Source organism: Pseudomonas sp. EggHat1 (assembly GCF_014892995.1).
Classification (GTDB): Bacteria; Pseudomonadota; Gammaproteobacteria; order Pseudomonadales; family Pseudomonadaceae; genus Aquipseudomonas; species Aquipseudomonas chaetocerotis.
Window position 1 is genome coordinate 441,821 of the sequence record NZ_JACKQK010000001.1, and the last position, 24,600, is coordinate 466,420.

At 64.1% G+C, this 24,600-nt stretch carries 19 protein-coding genes; all 19 read left to right on the forward strand.

Annotation, left to right across the window (positions count from 1 at the left end):
* Window positions 1–135: 135 nt before the first annotated feature.
* The 19 genes from INS93_RS24970 to urtD all read left to right on the forward strand — a co-directional run bounded on the left by INS93_RS24970 (window position 136) and on the right by urtD (window position 24,509).
* Entirely contained in the window at window positions 136–1,179 is a 1,044-nt protein-coding gene (locus INS93_RS24970; protein ID WP_420707270.1) for a methyl-accepting chemotaxis protein, read from the forward strand.
* A gap of 168 nt (window positions 1,180–1,347) precedes the next feature.
* On the forward strand, window positions 1,348–3,147 hold the full coding sequence (locus tag INS93_RS02045) for a protein-disulfide reductase DsbD (RefSeq protein WP_192980110.1): 1,800 nt from the start codon (window positions 1,348–1,350) through the stop codon (window positions 3,145–3,147).
* A 168-nt stretch (window positions 3,148–3,315) separates the two neighbouring features.
* Window positions 3,316–3,762, forward strand: a complete 447-nt coding sequence (gene aroQ, locus INS93_RS02050) for a type II 3-dehydroquinate dehydratase (protein WP_104727239.1) — start codon at window positions 3,316–3,318, stop codon at window positions 3,760–3,762.
* 50 nt (window positions 3,763–3,812) lie between these two features.
* Window positions 3,813–4,274, forward strand: a complete 462-nt coding sequence (gene accB, locus INS93_RS02055) for an acetyl-CoA carboxylase biotin carboxyl carrier protein (protein WP_192980111.1) — start codon at window positions 3,813–3,815, stop codon at window positions 4,272–4,274.
* Window positions 4,275–4,291: 17 nt separating this feature from the next.
* The gene (gene accC, locus INS93_RS02060; RefSeq protein WP_192980112.1) at window positions 4,292–5,647 is read left to right on the forward strand and encodes an acetyl-CoA carboxylase biotin carboxylase subunit; all 1,356 of its coding nucleotides are present in this window, start codon (window positions 4,292–4,294) and stop codon (window positions 5,645–5,647) included.
* A 256-nt stretch (window positions 5,648–5,903) separates the two neighbouring features.
* A complete protein-coding gene (gene prmA, locus INS93_RS02065) occupies window positions 5,904–6,782 on the forward strand; it encodes a 50S ribosomal protein L11 methyltransferase (RefSeq protein WP_192980113.1) in 879 nt (292 codons plus the stop codon).
* A gap of 53 nt (window positions 6,783–6,835) precedes the next feature.
* Window positions 6,836–8,095 (forward strand): DUF3426 domain-containing protein, encoded by a 1,260-nt coding sequence (locus tag INS93_RS02070; protein ID WP_192980114.1) that lies wholly within the window; start codon window positions 6,836–6,838, stop codon window positions 8,093–8,095.
* 229 nt (window positions 8,096–8,324) lie between these two features.
* Window positions 8,325–9,323: a tRNA dihydrouridine synthase DusB gene (dusB, locus tag INS93_RS02075; protein WP_160019299.1), complete on the forward strand. Its 999-nt coding sequence runs from the start codon at window positions 8,325–8,327 to the stop codon at window positions 9,321–9,323.
* Window positions 9,320–9,640, forward strand: a complete 321-nt coding sequence (fis, locus tag INS93_RS02080; protein ID WP_026088753.1) for a DNA-binding transcriptional regulator Fis — start codon at window positions 9,320–9,322, stop codon at window positions 9,638–9,640. The genes dusB and fis overlap by 4 nt, the downstream gene beginning before the upstream one ends.
* A 74-nt stretch (window positions 9,641–9,714) precedes the next feature.
* Window positions 9,715–11,322, forward strand: a complete 1,608-nt coding sequence (gene purH / locus INS93_RS02085; RefSeq protein WP_192980115.1) for a bifunctional phosphoribosylaminoimidazolecarboxamide formyltransferase/IMP cyclohydrolase — start codon at window positions 9,715–9,717, stop codon at window positions 11,320–11,322.
* A 199-nt stretch (window positions 11,323–11,521) separates the two neighbouring features.
* Window positions 11,522–12,811: a phosphoribosylamine--glycine ligase gene (purD, locus tag INS93_RS02090; protein ID WP_192980116.1), complete on the forward strand. Its 1,290-nt coding sequence runs from the start codon at window positions 11,522–11,524 to the stop codon at window positions 12,809–12,811.
* Between the two features lie 369 nt (window positions 12,812–13,180).
* Complete coding sequence (locus INS93_RS02095; protein WP_192980117.1) at window positions 13,181–15,961, forward strand: hybrid sensor histidine kinase/response regulator; 2,781 nt, start codon at window positions 13,181–13,183, stop codon at window positions 15,959–15,961.
* Between the two features lie 130 nt (window positions 15,962–16,091).
* Window positions 16,092–16,685, forward strand: coding sequence for a MarC family protein (locus INS93_RS02100; RefSeq protein WP_075745367.1), 594 nt, complete (start codon window positions 16,092–16,094; stop codon window positions 16,683–16,685).
* A 251-nt stretch (window positions 16,686–16,936) separates the two neighbouring features.
* A complete protein-coding gene (gene atzF, locus INS93_RS02105; protein WP_192980118.1) occupies window positions 16,937–18,736 on the forward strand; it encodes an allophanate hydrolase in 1,800 nt (599 codons plus the stop codon).
* An 8-nt stretch (window positions 18,737–18,744) separates the two neighbouring features.
* Window positions 18,745–19,473: a GntR family transcriptional regulator gene (locus INS93_RS02110; RefSeq protein WP_192980119.1), complete on the forward strand. Its 729-nt coding sequence runs from the start codon at window positions 18,745–18,747 to the stop codon at window positions 19,471–19,473.
* Between the two features lie 50 nt (window positions 19,474–19,523).
* Window positions 19,524–20,789 carry an urea ABC transporter substrate-binding protein gene (urtA, locus tag INS93_RS02115; RefSeq protein WP_160019293.1) on the forward strand — a complete coding sequence of 422 codons (1,266 nt, stop codon included), beginning with the start codon at window positions 19,524–19,526 and terminating at the stop codon, window positions 20,787–20,789.
* A gap of 111 nt (window positions 20,790–20,900) precedes the next feature.
* Window positions 20,901–22,469: an urea ABC transporter permease subunit UrtB gene (gene urtB / locus INS93_RS02120; RefSeq protein WP_192980120.1), complete on the forward strand. Its 1,569-nt coding sequence runs from the start codon at window positions 20,901–20,903 to the stop codon at window positions 22,467–22,469.
* A 112-nt stretch (window positions 22,470–22,581) separates the two neighbouring features.
* A complete protein-coding gene (urtC, locus tag INS93_RS02125; protein ID WP_192980121.1) occupies window positions 22,582–23,670 on the forward strand; it encodes an urea ABC transporter permease subunit UrtC in 1,089 nt (362 codons plus the stop codon).
* On the forward strand, window positions 23,667–24,509 hold the full coding sequence (gene urtD, locus INS93_RS02130; RefSeq protein WP_192980122.1) for an urea ABC transporter ATP-binding protein UrtD: 843 nt from the start codon (window positions 23,667–23,669) through the stop codon (window positions 24,507–24,509). Before urtC ends, urtD begins: the two co-directional genes overlap by 4 nt.
* The last annotated feature ends 91 nt before the right edge of the window (window positions 24,510–24,600 follow it).

The window sequence follows — 24,600 nt, forward strand, 5'->3', positions numbered from 1 at the left end:
GAGCAACGCCAGCAACTGGCCTTGACCACCACCGAACGAGTGACCCAGGTGCAACAGGCACTGGCTGCGCTGGAGCCCCTGGTAAAAGGCGAATACGCACGCATTCAGGGCGAGGTACGACTGATTCAGGGCCTGATGATCGGCCTGATCCTGCTCATCGCCCTGCTCATCGATCGCATCCAGCGGCGCCTCTCGCAGGTGCTCGAGCGCCTGGTACCGGCGCTGTCACAGTGGGCCAAAGGTGATTTCGCAACGCCGATCAGCATCCACTCCCGCACCCGCGAGCTGCGCGATATCGAAGACTCGCTCAATCACCTGCGCCGCTATCTGGTGGAGCTGGTCGCCAGCATCCGCGGCCATGCCGAGCATGTCGCCGGCTCCAGCCGTACCCTGGCCGATCTCAGCGGCGGCCTGCACGGCGGTGCCGAACGCCAGGCCGGCGATACCGCTCTGATCCGCGACGCGCTGGGCGAGCTGGAAGCGACCATCGGCCAGGTCGCCCAGGACGCCAGCCAGACCGCCGACGCCAGCCGCGACGCAGACCGCGCCCTGGTCCAGGGCCAGCAGGTCATCGGCCAGAGCCTTCAGGGGCTGCACGCGCTGGTCAGCGAGGTGCAGGACAATGCCCAGGCCATCGAGCGCCTGGCCGACGAGACCGCCACCATCGGCAGCGTACTCACGGTGATTCGCGGCATCGCCGAACAGACCAACCTGCTCGCCCTCAACGCCGCCATCGAGGCCGCTCGCGCCGGCGAGGCCGGCCGTGGCTTTGCCGTGGTCGCCGACGAAGTACGCTCATTGTCGCAGCGTACCGGCAGCGCCACTGCAGAAATCCAGGATGTCATCGGCCGCCTGCAACAGGCTGCGCACCAGTCGGTACAAGCGATGCGCGCCCAGGTCGAACACGCCGAAGCTACTGCCGGCAAAGCCGAGGCCGCCGATGGCGCGCTGGACGAGATCGTCAGCGCCATCCGCACCATCGCCAGCATGGCAGAGCGCATTGCCGAGGCCACCGCCCAGCAGAGCGACGCAGTCAGCGAGATTCGCGAACACGGCGAACGCATCCACCAACTGGGCGACGACAACCTCGGCCTGATCGCCAACGGACGCAGCGAGAGTGAACGCCTGCTACACCTTGGCGGCCAGTTGCACAGCGCCGTGCAGGCGTTTCGCGTCTAACCGCCTGCGACACGGCAGCGCAGGCGCGATCTGCGCGGGAACTCTACAAGGCCGGCCTCCTCCAAGGTGCCGCTCATCCCCGGCAATCGACGTCCCGGCGCGGCGGCGACGATACGGGCGGGCGCTTTCCGGTATCATGCCGCCACCTTCCGCCGAGATATTCGCCCGATGTCACTGCGTCGACTGCTACTTCCCCTGTTTCTGCTCTGCCTGAGCCTGCCCGCCAGCGCCAATCTGTTCGACCAGCGCCCAGCCGCCTCGCCGATTGGCGCGCCGCTGAACAACAGCAGTGACTTCCTGCCGGTGCGCGAAGCCTTCAAGCTGAGCCTGGTGAGCAGCGACGCACAGGCAGTGACGTTGCGCTTCGTCGCGACCGAGGGCTACTACCTCTATCGCCATCGTTTCAATTTCAGCGTCGAACCAGCGGATCTGGTGCTCGGCGACGCCGAATTGCCGGCAGGAGAGGCCAAGCACGACGAGTTTTTCGGCGATGTCGAGGTGTACTACGGCGTGCTGGATATCCGCGTGCCACTGGACAACCCGGACAACCGCCCGCTGCGCCTGCAGGTCGGCTACCAGGGTTGTGCCGACAAGGGCCTGTGCTATCCGCCCGAGACCGAATACATCGAGATCGGTGATATGCCGGCGACGAGCTCGGCAAGCGCCCTGTCGACCGTGACTAACGTGGCTGCAGCCTGGAACTGGAAAGAACTGACGTTGTTCTTCCTTGGCGGTCTGGCGCTGACCTTCACCCCCTGCGTGCTGCCGATGCTGCCGATCCTGTCCGGCGTGGTGCTGCGCGGGCAACTGGGGGGCTTTCGCAGCCTGACTCTGTCGCTGGCCTACGTGTTGCCGATGGCGATCTGTTTCGCCGTCCTCGGCACACTTATGGGGCTGTTCGGCGCCGGCCTCAATCTACAGGCGCGCCTGCAATCAGCCTGGGTGTTGGTGCCTTTCGCCGCCTTCTTCACCCTCTTCGCCCTGGCCATGTTCGGCCTGTTCGAGCTGCGCCTGCCGCGTTTCATCAGTGAACCGCTGGATCGCCTGGCCGGCAAAACCCATGGCGGCTCGCATCTGAATGCAGCCCTGCTCGGCGTACTCTCCAGCCTGCTGGTCAGCCCTTGCGTCTCGGCGCCACTGGCCGGAGCCCTGCTCTATATCAGCGCCAGTGGCGATGCCCTGGGCGGCGGCCTGAAGCTGCTCGCGCTCGGCCTCGGCATGGGTACGCCGCTGGTGCTGTTCGCCGTAGGCGGTGGTGCGCTGCTACCGAAAACCGGTACCTGGATGGTGAGCGTACGCAATGCCTTCGGCGTGCTGCTGCTGGCCGTTTCGATCTGGCTGCTCGAGCGCGTGCTGCCTGGCAGTCTGAGTCTGGCCCTGTGGGGCCTGCTGGCGGGTGGCGTGGCAGTATTCCTCGGTGCGCTGGAGTTCGGCCCCAAAACGCATCGACAGAAGCTCGGCCAGATCGCCGGCCTGGCGTTGCTGGTCTATGCCCTGGCCGCCTGGGTCGGCGCCCTGCAGGGTGCGAGCGATCCGCTCAAGCCACTCGGCCAGCTACAGGCTGGTGCCAGCCAGAGCAGCGCCAAGAGCGGTGCCTGGCAAACCCTGAGCAGCCCCGCCGAGTTGGACGCCGCACTGGCCGCGGCCAAATCCACCGGTCAGCCGCTGCTGCTGGACTGGTACGCCGACTGGTGCATCAGCTGCAAGGTCATCGAGCGCGAGGTATTCGGCAATGCCGAAGTCGGCAGCAAGCTCGCTGACTGGCGCCTGATCCGCTTCGATATCACCGAAAGCAACGCCGCCCAGCGCGCCCTGCTGGACCGTTACAAGTTGTTCGGCCCGCCTGCCATCCAGTTGTTTGCCGGCAATGGTGACGAACTGCTCGATCTGCGTGTCGTAGGTGAAGTCGATGCCGCCACCTTCGCTGGCCGCCTGGATCAGGCCAGCAGCCGCCTGGCAGGTCGTTGAACGCTGTCGACGCGATCATCGCCCGCACGCTGCAAATGTCCTAGCAACGACCAAAACCAACGCTATAGTCATATTTCTGCCGTAAACAGCAGGCATCGTGTCGACTATTGCTGACATCGCGCAGCTGCGGCATAGTCCTGCGCAGCCTGAACAACAAGGAACGCGACCATGGCCACCCTACTGGTGCTGCACGGCCCCAATCTGAATCTGCTGGGTACCCGCGAGCCCGACAAATACGGTGCCACCACCCTCGCCGAGATCAATCAGGATCTGGAACGCCGCGCACGCGAGGCGGGCCATCATCTGCTGTACCTGCAAAGCAATGCCGAGTACGAACTGATCGACCGCATTCACGCCGCAAAGGGTGAAGGTGTCGACTTCATCCTGATCAATCCTGCCGCTTTTACCCATACAAGCGTCGCATTACGTGACGCATTGCTGGCAGTGAGCATCCCATTCATCGAAGTGCACCTGTCCAACGTGCACAAGCGTGAACCTTTCCGCCATCACTCCTACTTTTCCGACGTTGCAGTAGGGGTGATCTGCGGCCTTGGCGCCAGCGGTTATCGGCTGGCCCTGGAAGCGGCACTCGAACAACTGACCGGGCGCGCCTGACGCGTAGCCTGGTAGACAAGTCCTACCTCACCTCTGGGAGTTGACCATTCATGGATATCCGTAAAGTCAAGAAACTGATCGAGCTGCTGGAAGAGTCCGGTATCGACGAGCTGGAGATCAAAGAGGGCGAAGAGTCCGTACGCATCAGCCGTCACAGCAAACAACCGGCCTATGCTCCGCAGCCGATGTACGCACCGGCACCGGCTCCGATCGCGGCGCCTGTCGCCGCAGTCGCTCCGGGCGCTGAAGCCGCCCCGGCCGCCGCCCCGAAACTGAACGGCACCGTGGCGCGTTCGCCGATGGTTGGCACCTTCTATCGCGCCGCCTCGCCGACCTCGGGCAACTTCGTCGAAGTCGGTCAGACCGTGAAGAAAGGCGACATCCTCTGCATCGTCGAAGCGATGAAGATGATGAACCACATCGAAGCCGAAGCCAGCGGTGTGATCGAATCCATCCTGGTGGAAAACGGCCAGCCGGTTGAGTACGACCAACCCCTGTTCACCATCGTTTGATGCACGGGGAGCCTGCAATGCAGAAGCTGGAAAAAGTCCTTATCGCCAACCGTGGCGAAATCGCCCTGCGTATCCTGCGCGCCTGCAAAGAGCTGGGTATCAAGACGGTTGCCGTGCACTCCACCGCCGACCGCGAACTGATGCACCTGGGCCTGGCCGACGAGTCCGTCTGCATTGGTCCGGCAGCCGGCGCTCAGTCTTACCTGAACATCCCGGCCATCATCAGCGCAGCTGAACTGACCGGTGCCACGGGCATCCACCCGGGCTACGGCTTCCTCGCCGAGAACGCCGACTTCGCCGAACAGGTGGAGAACTCCGGTTTTGCCTTCATTGGCCCGAAAGCCGACACCATCCGCCTGATGGGCGACAAGGTATCGGCCAAGGAGGCCATGATCAAAACCGGCGTCCCGGTGGTTCCCGGTTCCGACGGCCCGCTGCCGGAAGACGAGGAAGAAGCTCTGCGCATCGCCCGTGAAGTGGGCTACCCGGTGATCATCAAGGCCGCTGGCGGCGGCGGTGGTCGCGGCATGCGCGTGGTGCACAAGGAAGAAGACCTGATCAAGTCGGCCAAGCTGACCCGCACCGAAGCCGGTGCTGCGTTCGGCAACCCGATGGTCTATCTGGAAAAATTCCTCGGCAACCCGCGTCACGTCGAAGTCCAGGTACTGTCCGACGGCCAGGGCAACGCGATTCACCTGTACGACCGTGACTGCTCGCTGCAGCGTCGCCACCAGAAGGTGATCGAAGAGGCTCCAGCCCCGCTGATCGACGAGAAGGCCCGCGCCGAAGTGCTCAAGCGCTGCGTCGATGCCTGTATCGAGATCGGCTACCGTGGCGCCGGCACCTTCGAGTTCCTCTATGAAGACGGTCGTTTCTACTTCATCGAGATGAACACCCGCGTTCAGGTGGAGCACCCCGTCACCGAGATGGTCACGGGTATCGACATCGTCAAGGAGATGCTCAGCATCGCCGCTGGCAACAAGCTGTCGATCAAGCAGGAAGACGTGAAGATCCTCGGTCACTCGGTCGAGTGCCGGATCAACGCCGAAGACCCGGACAACTTCATGCCCAGCCCAGGCAAGGTCAAGCATTTCCATGCTCCGGGCGGCAATGGTGTTCGCGTCGACTCTCACCTGTACAGCGGCTACAGCGTTCCGCCGCACTACGACTCGCTGATCGGCAAGCTGATCACCTTCGGCAAGGACCGTGACGAGGCCATGGCCCGTATGCGCAATGCCCTGGACGAGATCGTGGTCGATGGCATCAAGACCAACGTGCCGCTGCACCGCGACCTGACCCGCGACAAGGGTTTCGTCAAAGGCGGCGTGAACATCCATTACCTGGAAAAGAAACTGGGTATGGACAAGCACTGAGCCCAATGACCAGCTGCGCGTCGGCGATACGGCGTTAAAAACGACCTCGGAATGCTCACTTACAAATGTAAGCTCCGCTCCCTCGATCGTTTTTGCCTTGTCTCGCTCTAGCTCGCGAGGTCATGACTGAAGTGCTAAACAAGGGCTGCCCTCGGGCAGCCCTTGTCGTTTCCGGCCGATAGCCGAACTGGCCGGCCGGCCATCCGTTCAAGTAAGCTGCGCGGCCAAACCGTTCCACATGCTTTCGAGGTTTCTCATGCCCTGGTTACAAGTCCGTCTCGCCATCACTCCTGAGCAGGCAGAAACCTACGAGGATGCCCTGCTGGAAGTCGGCGCCGTATCGGTAACCTTCATGGACGCCGAAGATCAGCCGATCTTCGAGCCGGATCTGGGCACCACGCCGCTGTGGTCGAATACTCACCTGCTGGCCCTGTTCGAGGCCGACACCGACGAAACCGCCCTGCTCGCCCACCTGCAGCTGCTGTGTGGCGGCGCGCTGCCGGAGCATCATGTCGAACGCATCGAGGATCAGGACTGGGAGCGCAGCTGGATGGATGGCTTCCAGCCCATGCGCTTCGGCCAACGCCTGTGGATCGTGCCAAGCTGGCACGCCGCGCCGGAGCCGGACGCGGTCAACCTGCTGCTCGATCCGGGCCTGGCCTTTGGCACCGGCACCCATCCGACCACCGCACTGTGCCTGGAATGGCTCGATGGCCAGAACCTGGACAACTGCAGCGTGCTCGACTTCGGTTGCGGCTCGGGCATCCTCGCCATCGCCGCACTGTTGCTCGGCGCCCAGCAGGCAGCGGGTACCGATATCGATCCGCAAGCCCTGGAGGCCTCGCGCGACAATGCCTCGCGCAACGGTATCGATCCGGCGCGCTTCCCGGTGTATCTGCCTGCCGACCTGCCGCAGCAGCCTGCCGACGTGGTCGTCGCCAACATCCTCGCCGGCCCGCTGGTTTCCCTGGCACCTCAGATCACCACACTGGTCAAAGGCGGTGGACGCCTGGCGCTGTCGGGTATCCTCGCCGAGCAGGCCGAGGAAGTCCGCGCCGCCTACGCAGGCGCCTTCGACCTCGACCCGACGGCCATCAAGGACGGCTGGGTGCGCATCAGCGGCGTCAAGCGCTGAACCGCGCGCAATCGTTGCGTTAGACTAGCTGCTTGGATTTTCCGGACCCGCGCATGAGCGAAAGCCACGTCACCCAGTGCCCCAATTGCCGTACCAGCTTCCGCGTCAGTCAGGCGCAGCTGGCTGCTGCCCATGGCGCAGTACGCTGCGGTGCCTGCCTGCACGTGTTCAACGCCGCCGAGCAACTGTTCGGCCCCCGTGCAGCCGCACCTGCGCCAGCGATAGCCAAAACGGTAAGCACTGCGGTCAAGGCCCAACCCGACACCCGCACCAAGTCGCCAGCGTCCAATTCCGCCGACGATACCCTGTGGATTCATGACGACCTCGACCTCGACAACCTCGATCTCGATGAGGAACTGGCCAGGCTGGAAGAGCAGGAACAGCAGCTGTCGCAGCAGTTCCTCGCACTGGAACAGGCGCCGCGCTATGCCGAGAATTTCGCCAGCCGCGCAACGGACGAGCACGACGACACGCATGACGAAGCCTGGGCCGAAGCCCTGCTGCGCGACGAGCCAGTCAAGCGCGAGCGCGACAGCTTCGAGCTGCAACCAACCGAAGAGCAGCCGGAGCCCACCGCTGCACCTGAGCCGAAAGCTGCCATTGAGTTCGTTCCTCCCGCCACATCCCACAAGCAGCCCATCGCCGATGACCTCGACGAATCCGCTGAGCCGCGCCTGGGTGATATCGATGACGAGCAACAGGACGAAGATCTGCGCACAGAGCGTGAAGAGCCCAAGGCAGTGCGCAACGAGCCGGGCCTGCGCGAGGAGCGCCTGTTCGAACTGGATGACGAACCCTTGCAGCTCGACTGGCGCCAGCCACAGGGCACGTCATGGGGGCGTCTGCTCGGCTGGGGAGTGCTCAATCTCCTGGCGGCTGGCGGCCTGCTGGCACAATACGCCGCCTACAACTTCGATGAACTGGCACGCCAGGACCGCTATCGCCCCTGGTTCGAACAACTGTGCCCGAACATCGGCTGCACCCTGCCATCGAAAGTGGACATCAGCCAGATTCGCAGCAGCAACCTGGTAGTACGCAGCCACCCGGAGTTCTCCGGCGCCCTGATCGTCGACGCCATCCTTTATAACCGCGCCTCCTTCGCCCAGCCCTTCCCACTGCTGGAGATGCGCTTCGCTGACCTGGGTGGCCAACTGGTCGCCAGTCGTCGCTTCAAACCCAGCGAGTACCTGGCCGGCGAGCTGGCCGGACAGAGCGAGATGCCACCGCAGACGCCCATCCACATCTCCCTGGACATCCTTGATCCGGGCACCCGCGCGGTGAACTACAGCCTGAGCTTCCACTCGCCCGAGTAGCCTGGAGACGGCGCGACACGTGGTCGCAGGCCTTCCATCTAACTACTGGCGATAAGCCCATAGCTGTTCAGAATTTGTTCAAAACGACCTTTATCCGGTCATCCAGAGCGGGTATCATGCCCACCCTTTCGCGAGCACCGACCCACCGCCGTTTCCCCTGAGGACACAGTGGAGGGCGGGTGTTGATCGCCCTTTGTCTCAACTGCGCACCAACAAGCAGGGACGCCCCATGTCGGCCCCACGTATTGGCCCTTACACATTGCCCAATCGGTTGATCCTGGCCCCCATGGCCGGCGTAACCGATCGCCCGTTCCGCCAGCTGTGTCGCCGTCTCGGCGCCGGCCTGGTGGTGTCGGAGATGGTCACCAGCGATGTGCGCCTGTGGAATAGCCGCAAGTCCAGCCTGCGCTTGCTGCACGCTGGTGATCCCGAGCCGCGCTCGGTACAGATCGCCGGTGGTGATCCGCAGATGATGGCCGACGCGGCGCGCAAGAACGTCGAGTTGGGCGCGCAGATCATCGACATCAACATGGGCTGCCCGGCCAAGAAGGTCTGCAACAAGGCCGCCGGCTCCGCCCTGCTGCGCGACGAGCCGCTGGTACGGGAAATCCTCGCTGCCGTGGTCGGTGCGGTGGACGTGCCGGTGACGCTGAAGATTCGCACCGGCTGGGACCGCCAGAACAAGAACGGCATTACCGTGGCGAAAATCGCCGAAGATGCCGGCATTGCTGCGCTGTCCGTACACGGCCGCACCCGCGCCGACCTTTATACCGGCGAAGCCGAGTACGACACCATCGCCGCCATCAAGCAGGCGATATCGATTCCGGTGTTCGCCAATGGCGACATCGACTCTCCACAGAAGGCCAAGGCCGTGCTCGACGCCACTGGCGCCGACGCGCTGCTCATTGGTCGCGCCGCCCAAGGGCGGCCGTGGATCTTCCGTGAAATCGAGCACTACCTGAGTACCGGCGAAACCCTGCCGGCACCGAGCCTGCTCGAAGTGGAACGCATTCTGCTAGAACACCTGGCCGCACTGCACGCCTTCTACGGCGAATTGATGGGCACGCGTATCGCCCGCAAGCATGTCGGCTGGTATCTGGCAACCCTGCCGGGCGCCAGGGAGTTTCGCGCCCAATTCAACCGTCTGGACAGTACGGACGCACAGTGCGCCCACGTTCGCGCGTTCTTCCGCGAACGGCACAACGATGGAAACGAGGTGGCCGCATGACGTTGATGACAGAGACCCTAGTGAGTGGAATTGCACCCGTGAGTGACAACACCAGCCTTAAACAGCACCTGAACACGCCGAGCGAAGAGGGCCAGACCCTGCGCGGCGCCGTGGAGAAGGCGCTGCACAATTACTTCGCCCATCTCGAGGGCGCGGACGTCACCGACGTGTACAACCTGGTGCTCACCGAAGTCGAAGCGCCACTGCTGGAAACCGTCATGAATTACGTGAAAGGTAACCAGACCAAGGCCTCCGAACTGCTCGGCCTGAACCGCGGTACGCTGCGCAAGAAGCTCAAGCAGTACGACCTGCTGTAACCCTGAACTCCCGAAAAGGGCGGCCCGCATGAGCCGCCTTTTTTGCTGATATCCCCGCTCTGATGGATAGTGAAATGACCGACCAGACCACCCTTCTGCCCGCCCGCCGCGCGCTGATCAGCGTTTCCGACAAGACCGGTGTCCTCGAATTCGCTCGCGAACTGGCCGCCCTCGGTGTCGAGATTCTCTCCACCGGCGGCACCTACAAGCTGCTCAAGGACAACGGCGTAGCCGCAGTGGAAGTAGCCGACTACACCGGCTTCCCGGAGATGATGGACGGCCGCGTCAAGACCCTGCACCCGAAGATTCACGGCGGCATCCTCGGCCGTCGTGCGCTGGACGGTGCGGTGATGGACGAGCACGGCATCAAGCCGATCGACCTGGTGGCGGTCAACCTCTATCCCTTCGAAGCCACCGTGGCCAAGCCTGATTGCGACCTGGCCGACGCCATCGAGAATATCGACATCGGCGGCCCGACCATGGTCCGCAGCGCGGCGAAGAACCACAAGGACGTCGCCATCGTGGTCAACACCGGCGATTACGCCGGCATCGTCGCCTCGCTCAAGGCCGGCGGCCTGAGCTACGCCCAGCGCTTCGACCTGGCACTCAAGGCCTTCGAGCACACCGCGGCCTACGACGGCATGATCGCCAACTACCTGGGCACCATCGACCAGGCGCGTGACACCCTGTCCACCGAAGGTCGCGGCGCCTTCCCGCGCACCTTCAACAGCCAGTTCGTCAAGGCGCAGGAAATGCGCTACGGCGAGAACCCGCACCAGAGTGCGGCGTTCTATGTCGAAGCGAAGAAGGGCGAAGCCAGCGTTTCCACCGCAATCCAGTTGCAGGGCAAGGAACTGTCGTTCAACAACGTGGCCGACACCGACGCCGCGCTGGAATGCGTGAAGAGCTTCGTCAAGCCGGCCTGCGTCATCGTCAAGCACGCCAACCCCTGCGGCGTGGCCGTGGTACCGGAAGACGAAGGCGGCATCCGCAAGGCCTACGACCTGGCCTACGCCACCGATACCGAATCGGCGTTCGGCGGCATCATCGCCTTCAACCGCGAGCTCGATGGCGAAACCGCCAAGGCCATCGTCGAGCGTCAGTTCGTCGAAGTGATCATCGCCCCGAAAATCAGCGCCGCCGCCCGTGAGGTGGTCGCTGCCAAGGCCAACGTGCGCCTGCTCGAATGCGGCGAGTGGCCGGCCGAGCGTGCTGCGGGTTGGGACTTCAAACGCGTCAACGGTGGTCTGCTGGTGCAGAGCCGCGACATCGGCATGATCGCAGCGTCCGACCTGAAGATCGTCACCCAGCGCGCGCCGAGCGAGCAGGAAATCCACGACCTGATCTTCGCCTGGAAAGTGGCCAAGTTCGTCAAATCCAACGCCATCGTCTACGCCAAGAACCGTCAGACCGTGGGTGTCGGCGCCGGCCAGATGAGCCGCGTCAACTCCGCGCGCATCGCCGGCATCAAGGCCGAGCACGCTGGCCTGCCAGTGCCGGGCGCGGTCATGGCGTCGGACGCCTTCTTCCCCTTCCGCGACGGCATCGACAACGCCGCCAAGGCCGGTATCACCGCTGTGATCCAGCCGGGCGGGTCGATGCGCGACAACGAAGTGATCGCCGCCGCCGACGAAGCCGGGATTGCCATGGTGTTTACCGGCATGCGCCACTTCAGGCACTAAAATCGGCCGCACTGAAACCGGCATCTGCGTTGTTGCCCCGGGTTCCGCCAATGCTCATTGCCAGTAGGCAACTCCGCTTGTCGAAACCCGGGGCGCCTAGCATCTAACGGCTTCATCGCGACCTCGGAATTCGTAGGGTGGATAGCGCTTTTTCTATCCACCAACCGGGCCACCGGCCCGCCTCCACAAGGAGACAAATATGAACGTATTGATCATCGGCAGCGGCGGTCGCGAACACGCCCTGGCCTGGAAAGTGGCGCAGGACAAGCGCGTCGAGAAAATCTTCGTCGCCCCGGGTAACGCCGGCACAGCCGTCGAGCCCAAGTGCGAGAACGTCGCCATCGACGTGCTGGCTATCGAGCAGTTGGCTGACTTTGCCGAGAAGAACGTGCAACTGACCATCGTCGGCCCGGAAGCGCCGCTGGTCAAAGGCGTGGTCGACCTGTTCCGCAGCCGCAAGCTGGATATCTTCGGCCCCACCGCCGCAGCCGCCCAACTGGAGGGCTCCAAGGCGTTCACCAAGGATTTCCTTGCGCGCCACAAGATCCCCACCGCCGACTACCAGAACTTCACCGAGATCGAGCCGGCGCTGGCTTACCTCCGTGAGAAAGGCGCACCGATCGTGATCAAGGCCGACGGCCTGGCCGCAGGCAAGGGCGTGATCGTCGCCATGAGCCTGCAGGAAGCCGAAGACGCGGTGCGCGACATGCTCGCCGGCAACGCCTTCGGTGAGGCCGGTTCGCGCGTGGTGATCGAGGAGTTCCTCGACGGCGAAGAAGCCAGCTTCATCGTCATGGTCGACGGCGAGAACGTCCTGCCGATGGCCACCAGCCAGGATCACAAGCGCGTCGGCGACGGTGACAGCGGCCCGAATACCGGCGGCATGGGCGCCTACTCGCCAGCCCCGGTGGTCACCGCCGAAGTACACAAGCGCGTGATGGACGAGGTGATCTACCCGACCGTGCGCGGCATGGCCAGCGAAGGCCACGTCTACACCGGGTTTCTCTATGCCGGCCTGATGATCGACAAGGCTGGCAAGCCCAAGGTCATCGAATTCAACTGCCGCTTCGGCGACCCGGAAACCCAACCGATCATGTGCCGCCTGGAAAGCTCCCTGGTGCTGCTGGTCGAGGCCGCACTGGCCAAGGCGCTGGACAAGGTCGAAGCGACCTGGGACCCGCGTCCGACCGTGGGCGTGGTACTGGCCGCTGGCGGCTACCCGGGCGATTACACCAGGGGCGATGTGATCGAAGGCCTCGATGAAGCCGCCAAGCTCGACGGCAAGGTGTTCCACGCCGGTACCGCGCTGAAGGATGGCCAGATCGTTACCGCTGGTGGTCGCGTACTCTGCGCCACCGCCATCGGCGCCAGCGTTGCCGATGCCCAGCAGCAGGCCTACCGTCTGGCCGAGAAGATTCGCTGGAACGGCATGTTCCACCGTAACGATATTGGCTATCGAGCTATCGCCCGCGAGCGCGGCGAAGACTAGAACCTGTTCACGATCTGGCGCGCGTCGGCGCTACTGCGTTAAAAACATGCTGGAACGCCAGCCCGGTCGGAAGCCGCTTGCGGCTAACGGCCCGGAGGGCGAGCGAAGCGAGTACTGCTCATTTACAACGTGTAAAGTCGAGCGCGACTCCGACCGGTCCTCGCTTGTTTTTGCGGGGCCGCCGTCGGTGTTGTATCGCTCTAGCTCGCGAAATCGTGAAGCAGGTTCTGAGGTATCGAGAAACAGGGTGCAGTCCGGTAAAAAGGCGGCTTTTTCCAACAAAAAGCCTTAAAAATGCCTGGCTGCACCATGTTCCCGCGAGCAGATGCTTGGCTATAATCCGGCCACTCATTTAGAAGGATTTTGCCCGTGCGCCGGCTCAGGATTGCCATCGGACTACTCGCCAGCATGCTGTTTCTCAGCCTTGCGCTGACAGCCAGTGCGAACTCAGCCCCGACAGGCCCGCACAGCTGGTCCTATCTGGTCGACGCCAGCGCCCGTCTGGGTCTCGAAGAAGTCCGCGCCCAGCGCCAGCAGTTCAAGCCCCTCAGCAAGCAGTCTTTCACCTTCCCGCCCAGTGACCACGCCGTCTGGCTTCGTGCCGAGTTCGCACCGCAGCAGCAGCCCGCCTGGCTGTGGATCTTCTCACCACGGGTGCAGTACCTCGATTACTACCTGCTGAGAGACGGCCAGCTGGAGCAAAACCTGCACACCGGCGAGGCCATGCCGCTGGATTCGCGACCGCTGCCGTCGCGTTTCTATCTGATGCCGTTGCCAAATGACGGCCAGGCCCGTGTCGCCTATGTGCGCCTGACCTCCAACCACCCGTTGATGACCTGGTTCAAGGTGATGGATCAGGCCGAACTGGTCAGCCTGGAAAAGCCCGCCTACCTCTACGGCATGCTGTTCGGCGCTCTGCTGCTGCTGACCCTGTACAACCTCATCCGCTTCATCTACAGCCGCAGCGCCAGCGGTCTATGGCTGGCCGGGGTGAACATCGGCCTGGCCGTATGCTCGGCGGCCAATCTCGGAATCTTCGCCCAGTGGCTGCCCAGCCTGGGCTATAACCAGTCACTGGTCGCCGACCTCTCCGCACTGTTCGCCGCCTTCAGCGTCCTGGCCTTTGGCCTGGGCTTCATGCACGGCACGCCCGTGCAGCACAGCCCACTCAATCGCCTGCTGCAGGGCAATGCCCTGCTGGTACTGGCCTACGCCCTGTGGATCGTCGTCACCGGGCTGTTCTGGTACAGCTCGCTGGTCTACCTGCTGGTGGCCCTGAGCGCAATCAATCTGCTGCTGGTGAGCAGCCGGCACTGGCGCTCCGGTTATCAGCCGGCACGCCTGATCACCGTGGGCATGCTGGTCTTCAACATGGGATTCGGTTTCTTCGTGCCGGTGCTGCTGGGCTTCGATCAGCTCAATCCTGGCTGGCTGGTGCTGGGCGTGTTCAGTGTCGCCACCCTGGCCGGACTGATCCTCAGCGTTTCGCTGACCGAGCGGCAGCGGCAGATCCAGCACAATACCCTGCAGGAAAGCACCGCCCTGGCCGCCAGCAGCGCCGAGCTGAAGGCCAAGGCCGAGTTCCTGGCCAAGATCAGCCACGAGATCCGCACGCCGATGAACGGAGTGCTGGGCATGACCGAACTGCTGTTGGGCACGCCGCTGTCGGCCAAGCAGCGTGACTATGTGCAGACCATCCACAGCTCGGGCAACGAGCTGCTCACCCTGATCAACGAAATCCTCGACATTTCCAAGCTCGAATCCGGGCAGATCGAGCTGGACGATGTGCAGTTCGACCTCGGCGCGCTGATCGAGGACTGCCTCGACATCTTCCGCGCCAAGGCCGAACAACAGCGCGTGGAGTTGATCAGCTTCATCCAGCCACAGGTACCGCGTGTGATCAGCGGTGACCCAACGCGCCTGCGCCAGGCCCTGCTGAGTCTGCTGGACAATGCCTTCAAGCAGACCGACGAGGGCGAAATCCTGCTGGTCGCCGCCCTGGACAGCAGCGATGGCCAACATCGTCTGCGCGTTGCCGTACAGGACAGCGGTCGTCCGCTGCTGCCGGAAGAGCGCGACGCCCTGCTCAATGCCGAACTGCAGAGCCGCGACTTCCTCTCCGCCACCCGCCTGGGTGGGCGCCTCGGCCTGATCATCGCGCGCCAGTTGGTGCGCCTGATGGGCGGCGAGTTCGGCATCCAGGGCAGCGGCAACCAGGGCACCACACTATGGCTGACCCTGCCGCTGGACGCCGCCCGTCTGGAACAACCGGAAGCCGACCTGGATAGCCCGCTGCAGGGCGCGCGTCTGCTGGTGGTGGACGACAACGACACCTGCCGCAAGGTGCTGATGCAGCAATGCAACGCCTGGGGCATGCAGGTCAGCGCCGTGCCCTCCGGCAAGGAGGCCCTGGCCCTGCTGCGCACCAAGGCGCACATGCGCGAATACTTCGACGCGGTGCTGCTCGATCAGGACATGCCCGGCATGACCGGCATGCAACTGGCCGCCAAGATCAAGGAAGACCCGAGCCTCAACCACGACATTCTGATCATCATGCTCACCGGCATCAGCAACGCGCCGAGCAAGGTGATCGCACGTAACGCCGGGATCAAGCGCATCCTGGCCAAACCGGTGGCCGGCTATACGCTCAAGACCACCCTGGCCGACGAGCTGGCCCAGCGCCCCAACGACACTCCGGCGCAGGCCGCACCGACACCGGTGAGCACACCGCTGAACGTGCCGGCCGACTTCCGCATTCTGGTCGCCGAAGACAACAGCATCTCGACCAAGGTGATTCGCGGCATGCTCGGCAAGCTCAACCTCAAGCCGGACACTGCCAGCAACGGCGAGGAAGCCCTCAGCGCGATGAAAGCGCAGCCCTACGACCTGGTGCTGATGGACTGTGAAATGCCGGTGCTCGACGGCTTCTCTGCCACCGAACAATTGCGCGCCTGGGAGAAGAGCGAGAAGCGCCCGCGCACGCCGGTGGTGGCGCTGACTGCGCATATCTTGAGCGAGCACAAGGAGCGCGCACGCGCTGTGGGCATGGATGGCCATATGTCCAAGCCGGTGGAACTGTCGCAACTGCGTGAGCTGATCGAGCACTGGATCGCCGAGCGCGAACTGCGTCGCCAGCGCGAGGTATCGTAGGGCGTACTCGCGAAGCAGTACGCCGCTGGATTTGCGCTGTGACGAAGAGCGACGGACTGTTCGCATAGCTACGAGCGGTCGGCGCTCCGATCCGCCCTACCTCAGTCCACCCATCTCAAACGAGCGCCCCATGTCCGAGTTGTTCAGCCTGTACCTGAAGATGCTGGTGCTCTACAGCCCCTTCTTCGTCCTCTCCTGCTTTATCGGCCTCAGCCGCGGCTACACCCTCAAGGAACGCAAGCGCCTGGCCTGGAAGGTGGCGCTAGCCACGCTGATCGCAAGCGTGCTGCTGTACCTGTTCGGCAAGCACATCTTCACTCTGTTCGGCATCACCATCGACGCCTTCCGTATCGGCGCGGGCTCGGTGCTGTTCATCTCCGCCCTCGGCATGGCCCAGGGCAAGTCGGCGGTGCAGACAGACAACGTGCAGCAGGACGTCACCATCGTACCGTTGACCATTCCGCTGACGGTCGGCCCCGGCACCATCGGCGCCCTGCTGCTGATGGGCGCCAGCCAGCCGCACTGGGACGACAAGCTGGTGGCCGTGGCGGCGATCTTTCTCGCCAGCCTCACCGTGGGCGTGGTGCTGTACCTGTCCAACCAGTTCGAGCGCCTGCTCGGCGACCAGGGCCTGCAGATCGTCAGCCGCCTGATGGGTCTGTTCGTCTGCGCCCTGGCCGCGCAGATCATCTTCACCGGGGTGAAGAATTACCTGGTGCCTTAAGACACCGAGCTTCGAGCCCTCGGTGCGCACGGCGCACCCTACCCCTCTCGATACCGTAGGGTGCGCTGTGCGCACCGCCAGCGCCGAAGAGCCTGCACCATTCGCTTGCAGGCCAGCCCCACCTCGGTGCAACGCCTCTCGCCAAAGCCCCTGCCGTCGCCCTGACCCCCCCGAAAATAAAGGCCTGCGCAAAACTGGCACCGTCATTGCTCTAGCGATTCCAACTTGGATACAAGATGGAATCTCGAAGCATGTCCAACGCACCGATCGCTTTCACCCTCGCGCAATGGCAACAGGCCTACCGTGACGGCCAATCCCCTGCCGAACTGCTACACGCCCTGCGCCTGGAACTGCGCACCGCCGATACCGCCTGGATCGCCCTGGCCAGCGAAGCGCAGCTAAACGCTCAACTCGACACCCTGACCAGCGCACTGCAAGGTGCAGCCGGTGACCTGAGCAAGCTGCCGCTGTACGGCGTGCCCTTCGCCATCAAGGACAATATCGACGCCGCTGGCTGGCCCACCACCGCCGCCTGCCCCGAATTCGCCTACCAGGCCAAGGCCGATGCCACCGTGGTCGCGCGCCTGCGCGCCGCCGGCGCCATCCTGATCGGCAAGACCAACCTCGACCAATTCGCCACCGGCCTGGTCGGCACCCGTTCGCCTCACGGCGCAGTGCCTAACAGCTTCAACCCGGATTACGTCAGCGGCGGTTCCAGCTCCGGTTCGGCCAATGTGGTCGCGCGCGGCCTCGTGCCCTTCTCGCTGGGCACCGACACTGCAGGCTCGGGCCGCGTGCCGGCCGGTTTCAACAATATCGTCGGGCTCAAGCCGACCAAGGGCTGGCTGCCCAACACCGGCCTGGTGCCGGCCTGCCGCACCGTCGACTGCATCTCGGTGTTCGCCCTGACCGTCAGCGATGCCCTGGCCGTGGCCAACATCGCTGGCGGCTATGACGCCGCCGATGCCTACAGCCGCAAGAACCCGAATAGCGCCAAGATCGGCATGCCGGCCAAGCCGCGCCTGGCCGTACCGGCCAACCCCGAGTTCTTCGACGACAGCCAGAACCAGGCCGTCTATGAGGCCGCCCTGGGCACACTGCGCGAACTGGGCGCCGAACTGGTGGAGATCGATTTCGCGCCCTTCCAGCAACTGGCCGAGCAGCTTTACTACGGCCCCTGGGTCGCCGAACGCACCGTTGCGGTTGAAGGCGTGAACCCCGAATACATCAACCCGGTGGTGCGCGGCATCGTCGAGAACGGCCACAGGTACAGCGCCTGCGACGCCTACAAGGCCGAATACATTCGCGCCGAACTGAGCCGCGTGATCAACGACGCCCTGGCCGGCTTCGACGCCATGGTGGTGCCGACCTCGCCCACCCTCCGCACCCTGGCCGAGATGGCAGCCGAACCGGTGCTGTTCAACAGCCAGTTCGGCACCTACACCAACTTCACCAACCTCGCCGACCTGTCCGCCCTGGCCGTGCCGGCGGGCCTGCGCGCCGATGGCCTGCCGGCCGGCATCACCCTGCTCGCCCCGGCCTGGCATGACCAGGCGCTGGCCGCCTTCGGCCAGCGCTGGCAGCAGGCGCTCGATCTGCCGCTGGGCGCCACCGGCAAACCGCTGCCTGCACAAACCGCCAACGACAAACCGGCGCCCGGTTGCATCCGTGTTGCTGTGGTCGGCGCGCACCTGACCGGCATGCCGCTGAACTTCCAGCTCACCACGCGCGATGCCGTGCTGGTCGAGCAGACCACCAGCGCCGCGCATTACCGCCTCTACGCCCTGCCCGGCACCGTGCCGCCCAAGCCGGGCCTGGCACGTGTGGCCGAGGACGGCGCGGCGATCATCGTCGAGCTGTGGGACGTGCCGCAGGCGCGCTTCGGTGAGTTCGTCGCCGAGATCCCGCCACCGCTGGGCATCGGCAACCTGGAGCTGGCCGACGGCCGCTGGGTCAAGGGCTTCATCTGCGAGCCCTATGCGCTTGATGGCGCGCGTGACATCACCAGTTTCGGTGGCTGGCGCGCGTTCATCGCCAGCACCAAGGCCTGAGCCCGCTCATGCCACGTGCCACTGAGCGCCCGCAGAGCCTGGCTGAGCGTATCTACGCAAGGCTCAAGGACGATATTTTCGAATTCCGCCTGATGCCCGGTGACCGTTTCTCCGAAGGCGAGGTCGCCGCGCGCATGGCGGCCAGCCGCACGCCGGTACGCCAGGCGCTGCACCGCCTGCAGCGCGAGGGTTTTCTCGATGTGCACTTTCGCAGCGGCTGGCAGGTGCGCCCGCTCGACTTCGTGCAATTCGACGAATTGTACGAGCTGCGCATCGTTCTCGAACTGGACGCCGTGCGCCGCCTTTGCCAGCGCCCCACGGACGAACAGCCGCCTGCACTGCAGGCCCTTGCGCGCACCTGGTTGGTGCAAGAAGAGGCGCGACTGCGAGACGGCGCCGCCGTTTCACGCCTCGATGAGGCGTTCCATTGCCAACTGCTGGAGGCCGCCGGTAACCAGGAGATGGCCCGCGTTCACCGCGAGGTCAGTGAAAAGATCCGCATTCTAAGGCGGCTGGATTTCACTCAGGCACAACGCATCGACCTGACCTACGCCGAACACGGACAGATTCTGCAGGCAATCCTGACTCGTCGCTCAGAAGAGGCACAGCAATTGCTCAAGAGCCATATAGAGGTCAGCAAGGCAGAGGTGCATTCGATCACCTTGCACAAGCTATACGGCGCTCGCCAGCACGTAGAGCCAATGCCGGAACAACCGGGCCATGACCTTCACGCATGACCAATAACAACGCTGTCCACTTAATCACACTTGTGAATGGAGATCGCACCATGCAACGTCGCAGCCTGATCAAGGCCTTTACCCTTTCCGCTTCCATCGCCGCCATGGGCCTGAGCTGGTCCATCCAGGCCGCCGAGACCATCAAGGTCGGCGTCCTGCACTCGCTGTCCGGCACCATGGCCATTTCCGAAACCTCGCTGAAAGACATGGCGCTGATGACCATCGACGAGATCAACGCCAAGGGTGGTGTACTCGGCAAGCAACTGGAAGCGGTGGTGGTCGACCCGGCGTCGAACTGGCCGCTGTTCGCCGAGCGTGGTCGCCAGCTGCTGACCCAGGACAAGGTCGCGGTGACCTTCGGCTGCTGGACCTCGGTATCGCGCAAGTCCGTGCTGCCGGTCTATGAAGAGCTCAACGGCCTGCTGTTCTACCCGGTGCAGTACGAAGGCGAAGAAATGTCGCCGAACGTGTTCTACACCGGTGCGGCGCCAAACCAGCAGGCCATCCCGGCGGTGGAATACCTGCTCAGCGAAGACGGCGGCGGCGCCAAGCGCTTCTTCCTGCTCGGCACCGACTACGTCTACCCGCGCACCACCAACAAGATCCTGCGCGCCTTCCTCAACAGCAAGGGCATCGCCGACAAGGACATCGAAGAGGTCTACACCCCCTTCGGTCATAGCGACTATCAAACCATCGTCGCCAACATCAAGAAGTTCTCCGCTGGCGGCAAGACTGCAGTGGTTTCCACCGTGAACGGCGACTCCAACGTGCCGTTCTACAAGGAACTGGCCAACCAGGGCCTGGAAGCCACCGAAGTGCCGGTGGTGGCCTTCTCCGTGGGTGAAGAAGAACTGCGCGGCATCGACACCAAGCCGCTGGTCGGCCACCTGGCGGCCTGGAACTACTTCCAGTCCGTGGAGAACCCGGTCAACGAGAAGTTCGTCGCTGACTGGAAGGCCTACGCCAAGGCCAAGAAGCTGCCGAACGCCGACACCGTGGTGACCAACGACCCGATGGAAGCCACCTATGTGGGCATCCACATGTGGGCACAAGCCGTCGAGAAAGCCGGCACGACCGACGTCGACAAGGTCCGTGAAGCCATGGCTGGCCAGGAGTTCGCGGCACCGAGCGGCTTCACCCTGAAGATGGACGAGAAGAACCACCACCTGCACAAGCCGGTGATGATCGGCGAGATCCAGGAAGACGGTCAGTTCTCCGTGGTCTGGGAAACCGACGGCCCGGTTCGCGCTCAGCCGTGGAGCCCCTTCATCGAAGGCAACGACAAGAAAGCCGATACCCCGGTGAAATCGAACTAAGGCAAAAGCCTCTCCCTGCGCTGGCCGCGCAGGGAGGGGACAACCGTAGCCCGGATGCAATCCGGGGAGAGCTGTCCCGGATTGCATCCGGGCTACGCCAAGGACCCCCTCATGCTCACTGCCCTTACCCGAACTCTCCTGAGCCTGCTGCTGTTGCTGCCACTGGCGGCGCATGCCGGCGAGGCCGACGATTTCGTCGCCGCCAACGCCAGCAAGCAGGCCAAACTGCTGCAGGACTGGGCCGCCGCGCCCAGAACCGAACGCATGCCACTGCTGCAAGCCCTGCAGCAGGGCCGCGTCGGCAGCGATGCCGACAAACGCGCCTTCATCGAACAGGACGGCACCTGGCAGGCCGCCGATGGCGCAGCCGAGGCCAATGGCACGCCACGCAAACTGCGCCTTAACAATCGCCTGCGCGGCCTGATCGCCTTCGCCGTGGCCAGCCATCAGTTGCTCGATGACGATGCAGCCGTGCGCCTCGCTGCTGCCCAGCAACTGCAACGCAACACGCCGCCGGCACTGCTGCCCTTGCTGGAAAACCGCCTGAGTATGGAAGCCGACGAGAACGTGCGAGACGCCATCACCCTGGCCCTGGCCAACCTGCAGCTGGAGGCCAGCGACCCGGCCGTGCGCCTGGCCGCCGTGGAGCGCCTGGGCGAAACCGGCGACCCGCAGGCCCGCACGCGCCTGCAAAGCCTGCTCGATGGTGAAGAAAGCGATGCCACCGTGCGCGCCGCTGCCGAGCAGAGCCTGGCCCAGGTGAAGAACAAACTGCTGATCGGCGAACTGCTCGGCCAGGCCTTCAGTGGCCTGTCGCTGGGTTCGATCCTGCTGCTCGCCGCCCTCGGCCTGGCCATCACCTTCGGCCTGCTCGGGGTGATCAACATGGCCCATGGCGAAATGCTGATGCTCGGTGCCTACACCACCTACGTGGTGCAACTGAGCTTCCAGCGCCTGGCTCCCGAATACCTGACGCTCTACCCGCTGGCCGCGTTGCCCATCGCTTTTCTGGTCACCGCCTGCATCGGCATGGCCCTGGAGCGCACGGTGATCCGCCACCTCTATGGCCGCCCGCTGGAAACCCTGCTGGCCACCTGGGGCATCAGCCTGATCCTGATTCAGCTGGTGCGCGTCACCTTCGGCGCACAGAACGTCGAAGTGGCCAACCCGGCCTGGCTGTCCGGCGGCATGCAAGTGCTGCCCAACCTGGTGCTGCCCTACAACCGCATCGTCATCATCGGCTTCGCGCTGTTCGTCGTGGTCCTGACCTGGCTGCTGCTGAACAAGACGCGCCTGGGCCTGAACGTGCGCGCAGTGACGCAGAACCGCAACATGGCCGCCTGCTGCGGCGTGCCCACCGGCCGCGTGGACATGCTGGCCTTCGGACTCGGTTCGGGCATCGCCGGCCTTGGCGGCGTGGCCCTGAGCCAGATCGGCAACGTCGGCCCGGACCTCGGCCAGAGCTACATCATCGACTCCTTCCTGGTGGTGGTGCTCGGCGGCGTCGGCCAACTGGCCGGTAGCGTACTGGCCGCCTTCGGCCTGGGCGTGGTGAACAAGTTCCTCGAACCGCAGATCGGTGCCGTGCTCGGCAAGATCCTCATCCTCGCGCTGATCATCCTGTTCATCCAGAAACGCCCGCAAGGCCTCTTCGCGCTCAAAGGCCGGGTGATCGATTGATGAGTGCGCCATCGACCGTAGGGCGGGTGAAACCCGCCACATCTACCGAACGCCATCACTGCAGCGGCGGGTTGTACCCGCCCTACGGGCTTATAGGACGAGTGATCGACTGATGAATGCGATAAATCAAACGCTGCTGGCCCGCGCCAGCGCCAAGCTCGGCCCGCAGGTATCCATCGCCATCGGCCTGGTGGTGCTGGCGATCCTGCTGGCCATGCCGTTGCTGCACCTGTTGCCGGCCGACCATGCCCTGCACGTCTCGGCCTATTCGCTGACGCTGGTGGGCAAGATCCTCTGCTACGCCATCGTCGCCCTGGCGCTGGATCTGGTCTGGGGCTACGCCGGCATGCTGTCGCTGGGCCACGGCCTGTTCTTCGCCCTCGGCGGCTACGCCATGGGCATGTATTTGATGCGCCAGAGCGCCGGTGACGGCCTGCCGGCGTTCATGAGTTTTCTGGCCTGGAACGAGCTGCCCTGGTACTGGTACGGCACCTCCAGCTTCCTCTGGGCAATGTGCCTGGTGGTGCTGGCGCCCGGCCTGCTGGCGCTGGTGTTCGGCTTCTTCGCCTTCCGCTCGCGGATCAAGGGCGTGTACTTCTCGATCATGACCCAGGCGCTGACCTTCGCCGGCATGCTCTTGTTCTTCCGCAACGAAACCGGTTTCGGCGGCAACAATGGCTTTACCGGCTTCACCCGCATCCTCGGTTTCGACATCACGGCGCAGAGCACCCGCGCCGTGCTGTTCTTCGCCACCGTGGTGCTGCTGATGGGCAGCCTGTACCTGGGCTTTCGCCTGGCACGCAGCAAGTTCGGCCGGGTGCTCACCGCCCTGCGTGACGCCGAGAACCGCCTGATGTTCTGCGGCTACGATCCGCGCGGTTACAAGCTGTTCATCTGGGTGCTGAGCGCGGTGTTGTGTGGCCTGGCCGGCGCGCTGTACGTGCCGCAGGTGGGCATCATCAACCCCAGTGAGATGGCGCCGACGCAGTCCATCGAGGCCGCCGTCTGGGTCGCCCTCGGCGGCCGCGGCACGCTGATCGGCCCGCTGCTCGGCGCCGGTCTGGTCAACGGCATGAAGAGCTGGTTCACCGTGGCCTTCCCCGAATACTGGCTGTTCGCACTGGGCGCGCTGTTCATCGTCGTCACGCTGTTTCTGCCCAGAGGCGTCGTCGGCCTATTGCGCAAGGAGAAGGATCAATGAGAGCCACTCCGGTACCTGAAACCATGCTCGAAGCCGCCTTCGACCCCACCGGCCTGGCGCTGGACACCGGCAAGAACGTCGGCAAGGGCGTCAACGTCCGCCACGGCACCATCCTCACACTGGAAGACATCAACGTCAGCTTCGACGGCTTCAAGGCGCTGACCAACCTGACGCTGTACATCGGCGTCGGTGAGCTGCGCTGCATCATCGGCCCCAACGGCGCCGGCAAGACCACCATGATGGACGTGATCACCGGCAAGACCCGACCCGACAACGGCGTCGCCTACTTCGGCGAGCAGTACGACCTGACCGCCATGAGCGAGGTGGAAATCGCCCAGGCCGGCATCGGCCGCAAGTTCCAGAAGCCGACGGTGTTCGAGGCGCTGACGGTGTTCGAGAACCTGGAGCTGGCGCAGAAGACCAACAAGTCGGTATGGGCCAGCCTGCGCGCCAAACTCAGTGGCGAGCAGAAGGATCGTATCGAGGAAGTGCTGGGCACCATCCGCCTGGAAGCTTCGCGCAACCGCCCGGCCGGGCTGCTCTCTCACGGTCAGAAGCAGTTCCTCGAGATCGGCATGTTGCTGATGCAGGAGCCGCACCTGCTGCTGCTCGACGAACCGGTGGCCGGCATGACCGATGCCGAGACCGAGTTCACCGCCGAGCTGTTCAAGTCCCTGGCGCGCAAGCACTCGCTGATGGTGGTGGAGCATGACATGGGTTTCGTCGGCTCCATCGCCGACCACGTCACCGTGCTGCACCAAGGTAGCGTGCTGGCCGAAGGCTCGCTGGAGCAGGTACAGAACGACGAGCGGGTGATCGAGGTTTATCTGGGTCGCTGACGCCAGCCAGTGGGAGGGGCTTTAGCCGCAATGACTGCGTACTTCAAAAGCTCGCGGCTGATCGGTTCGCCGCCCGGCTCCTCCCACACTA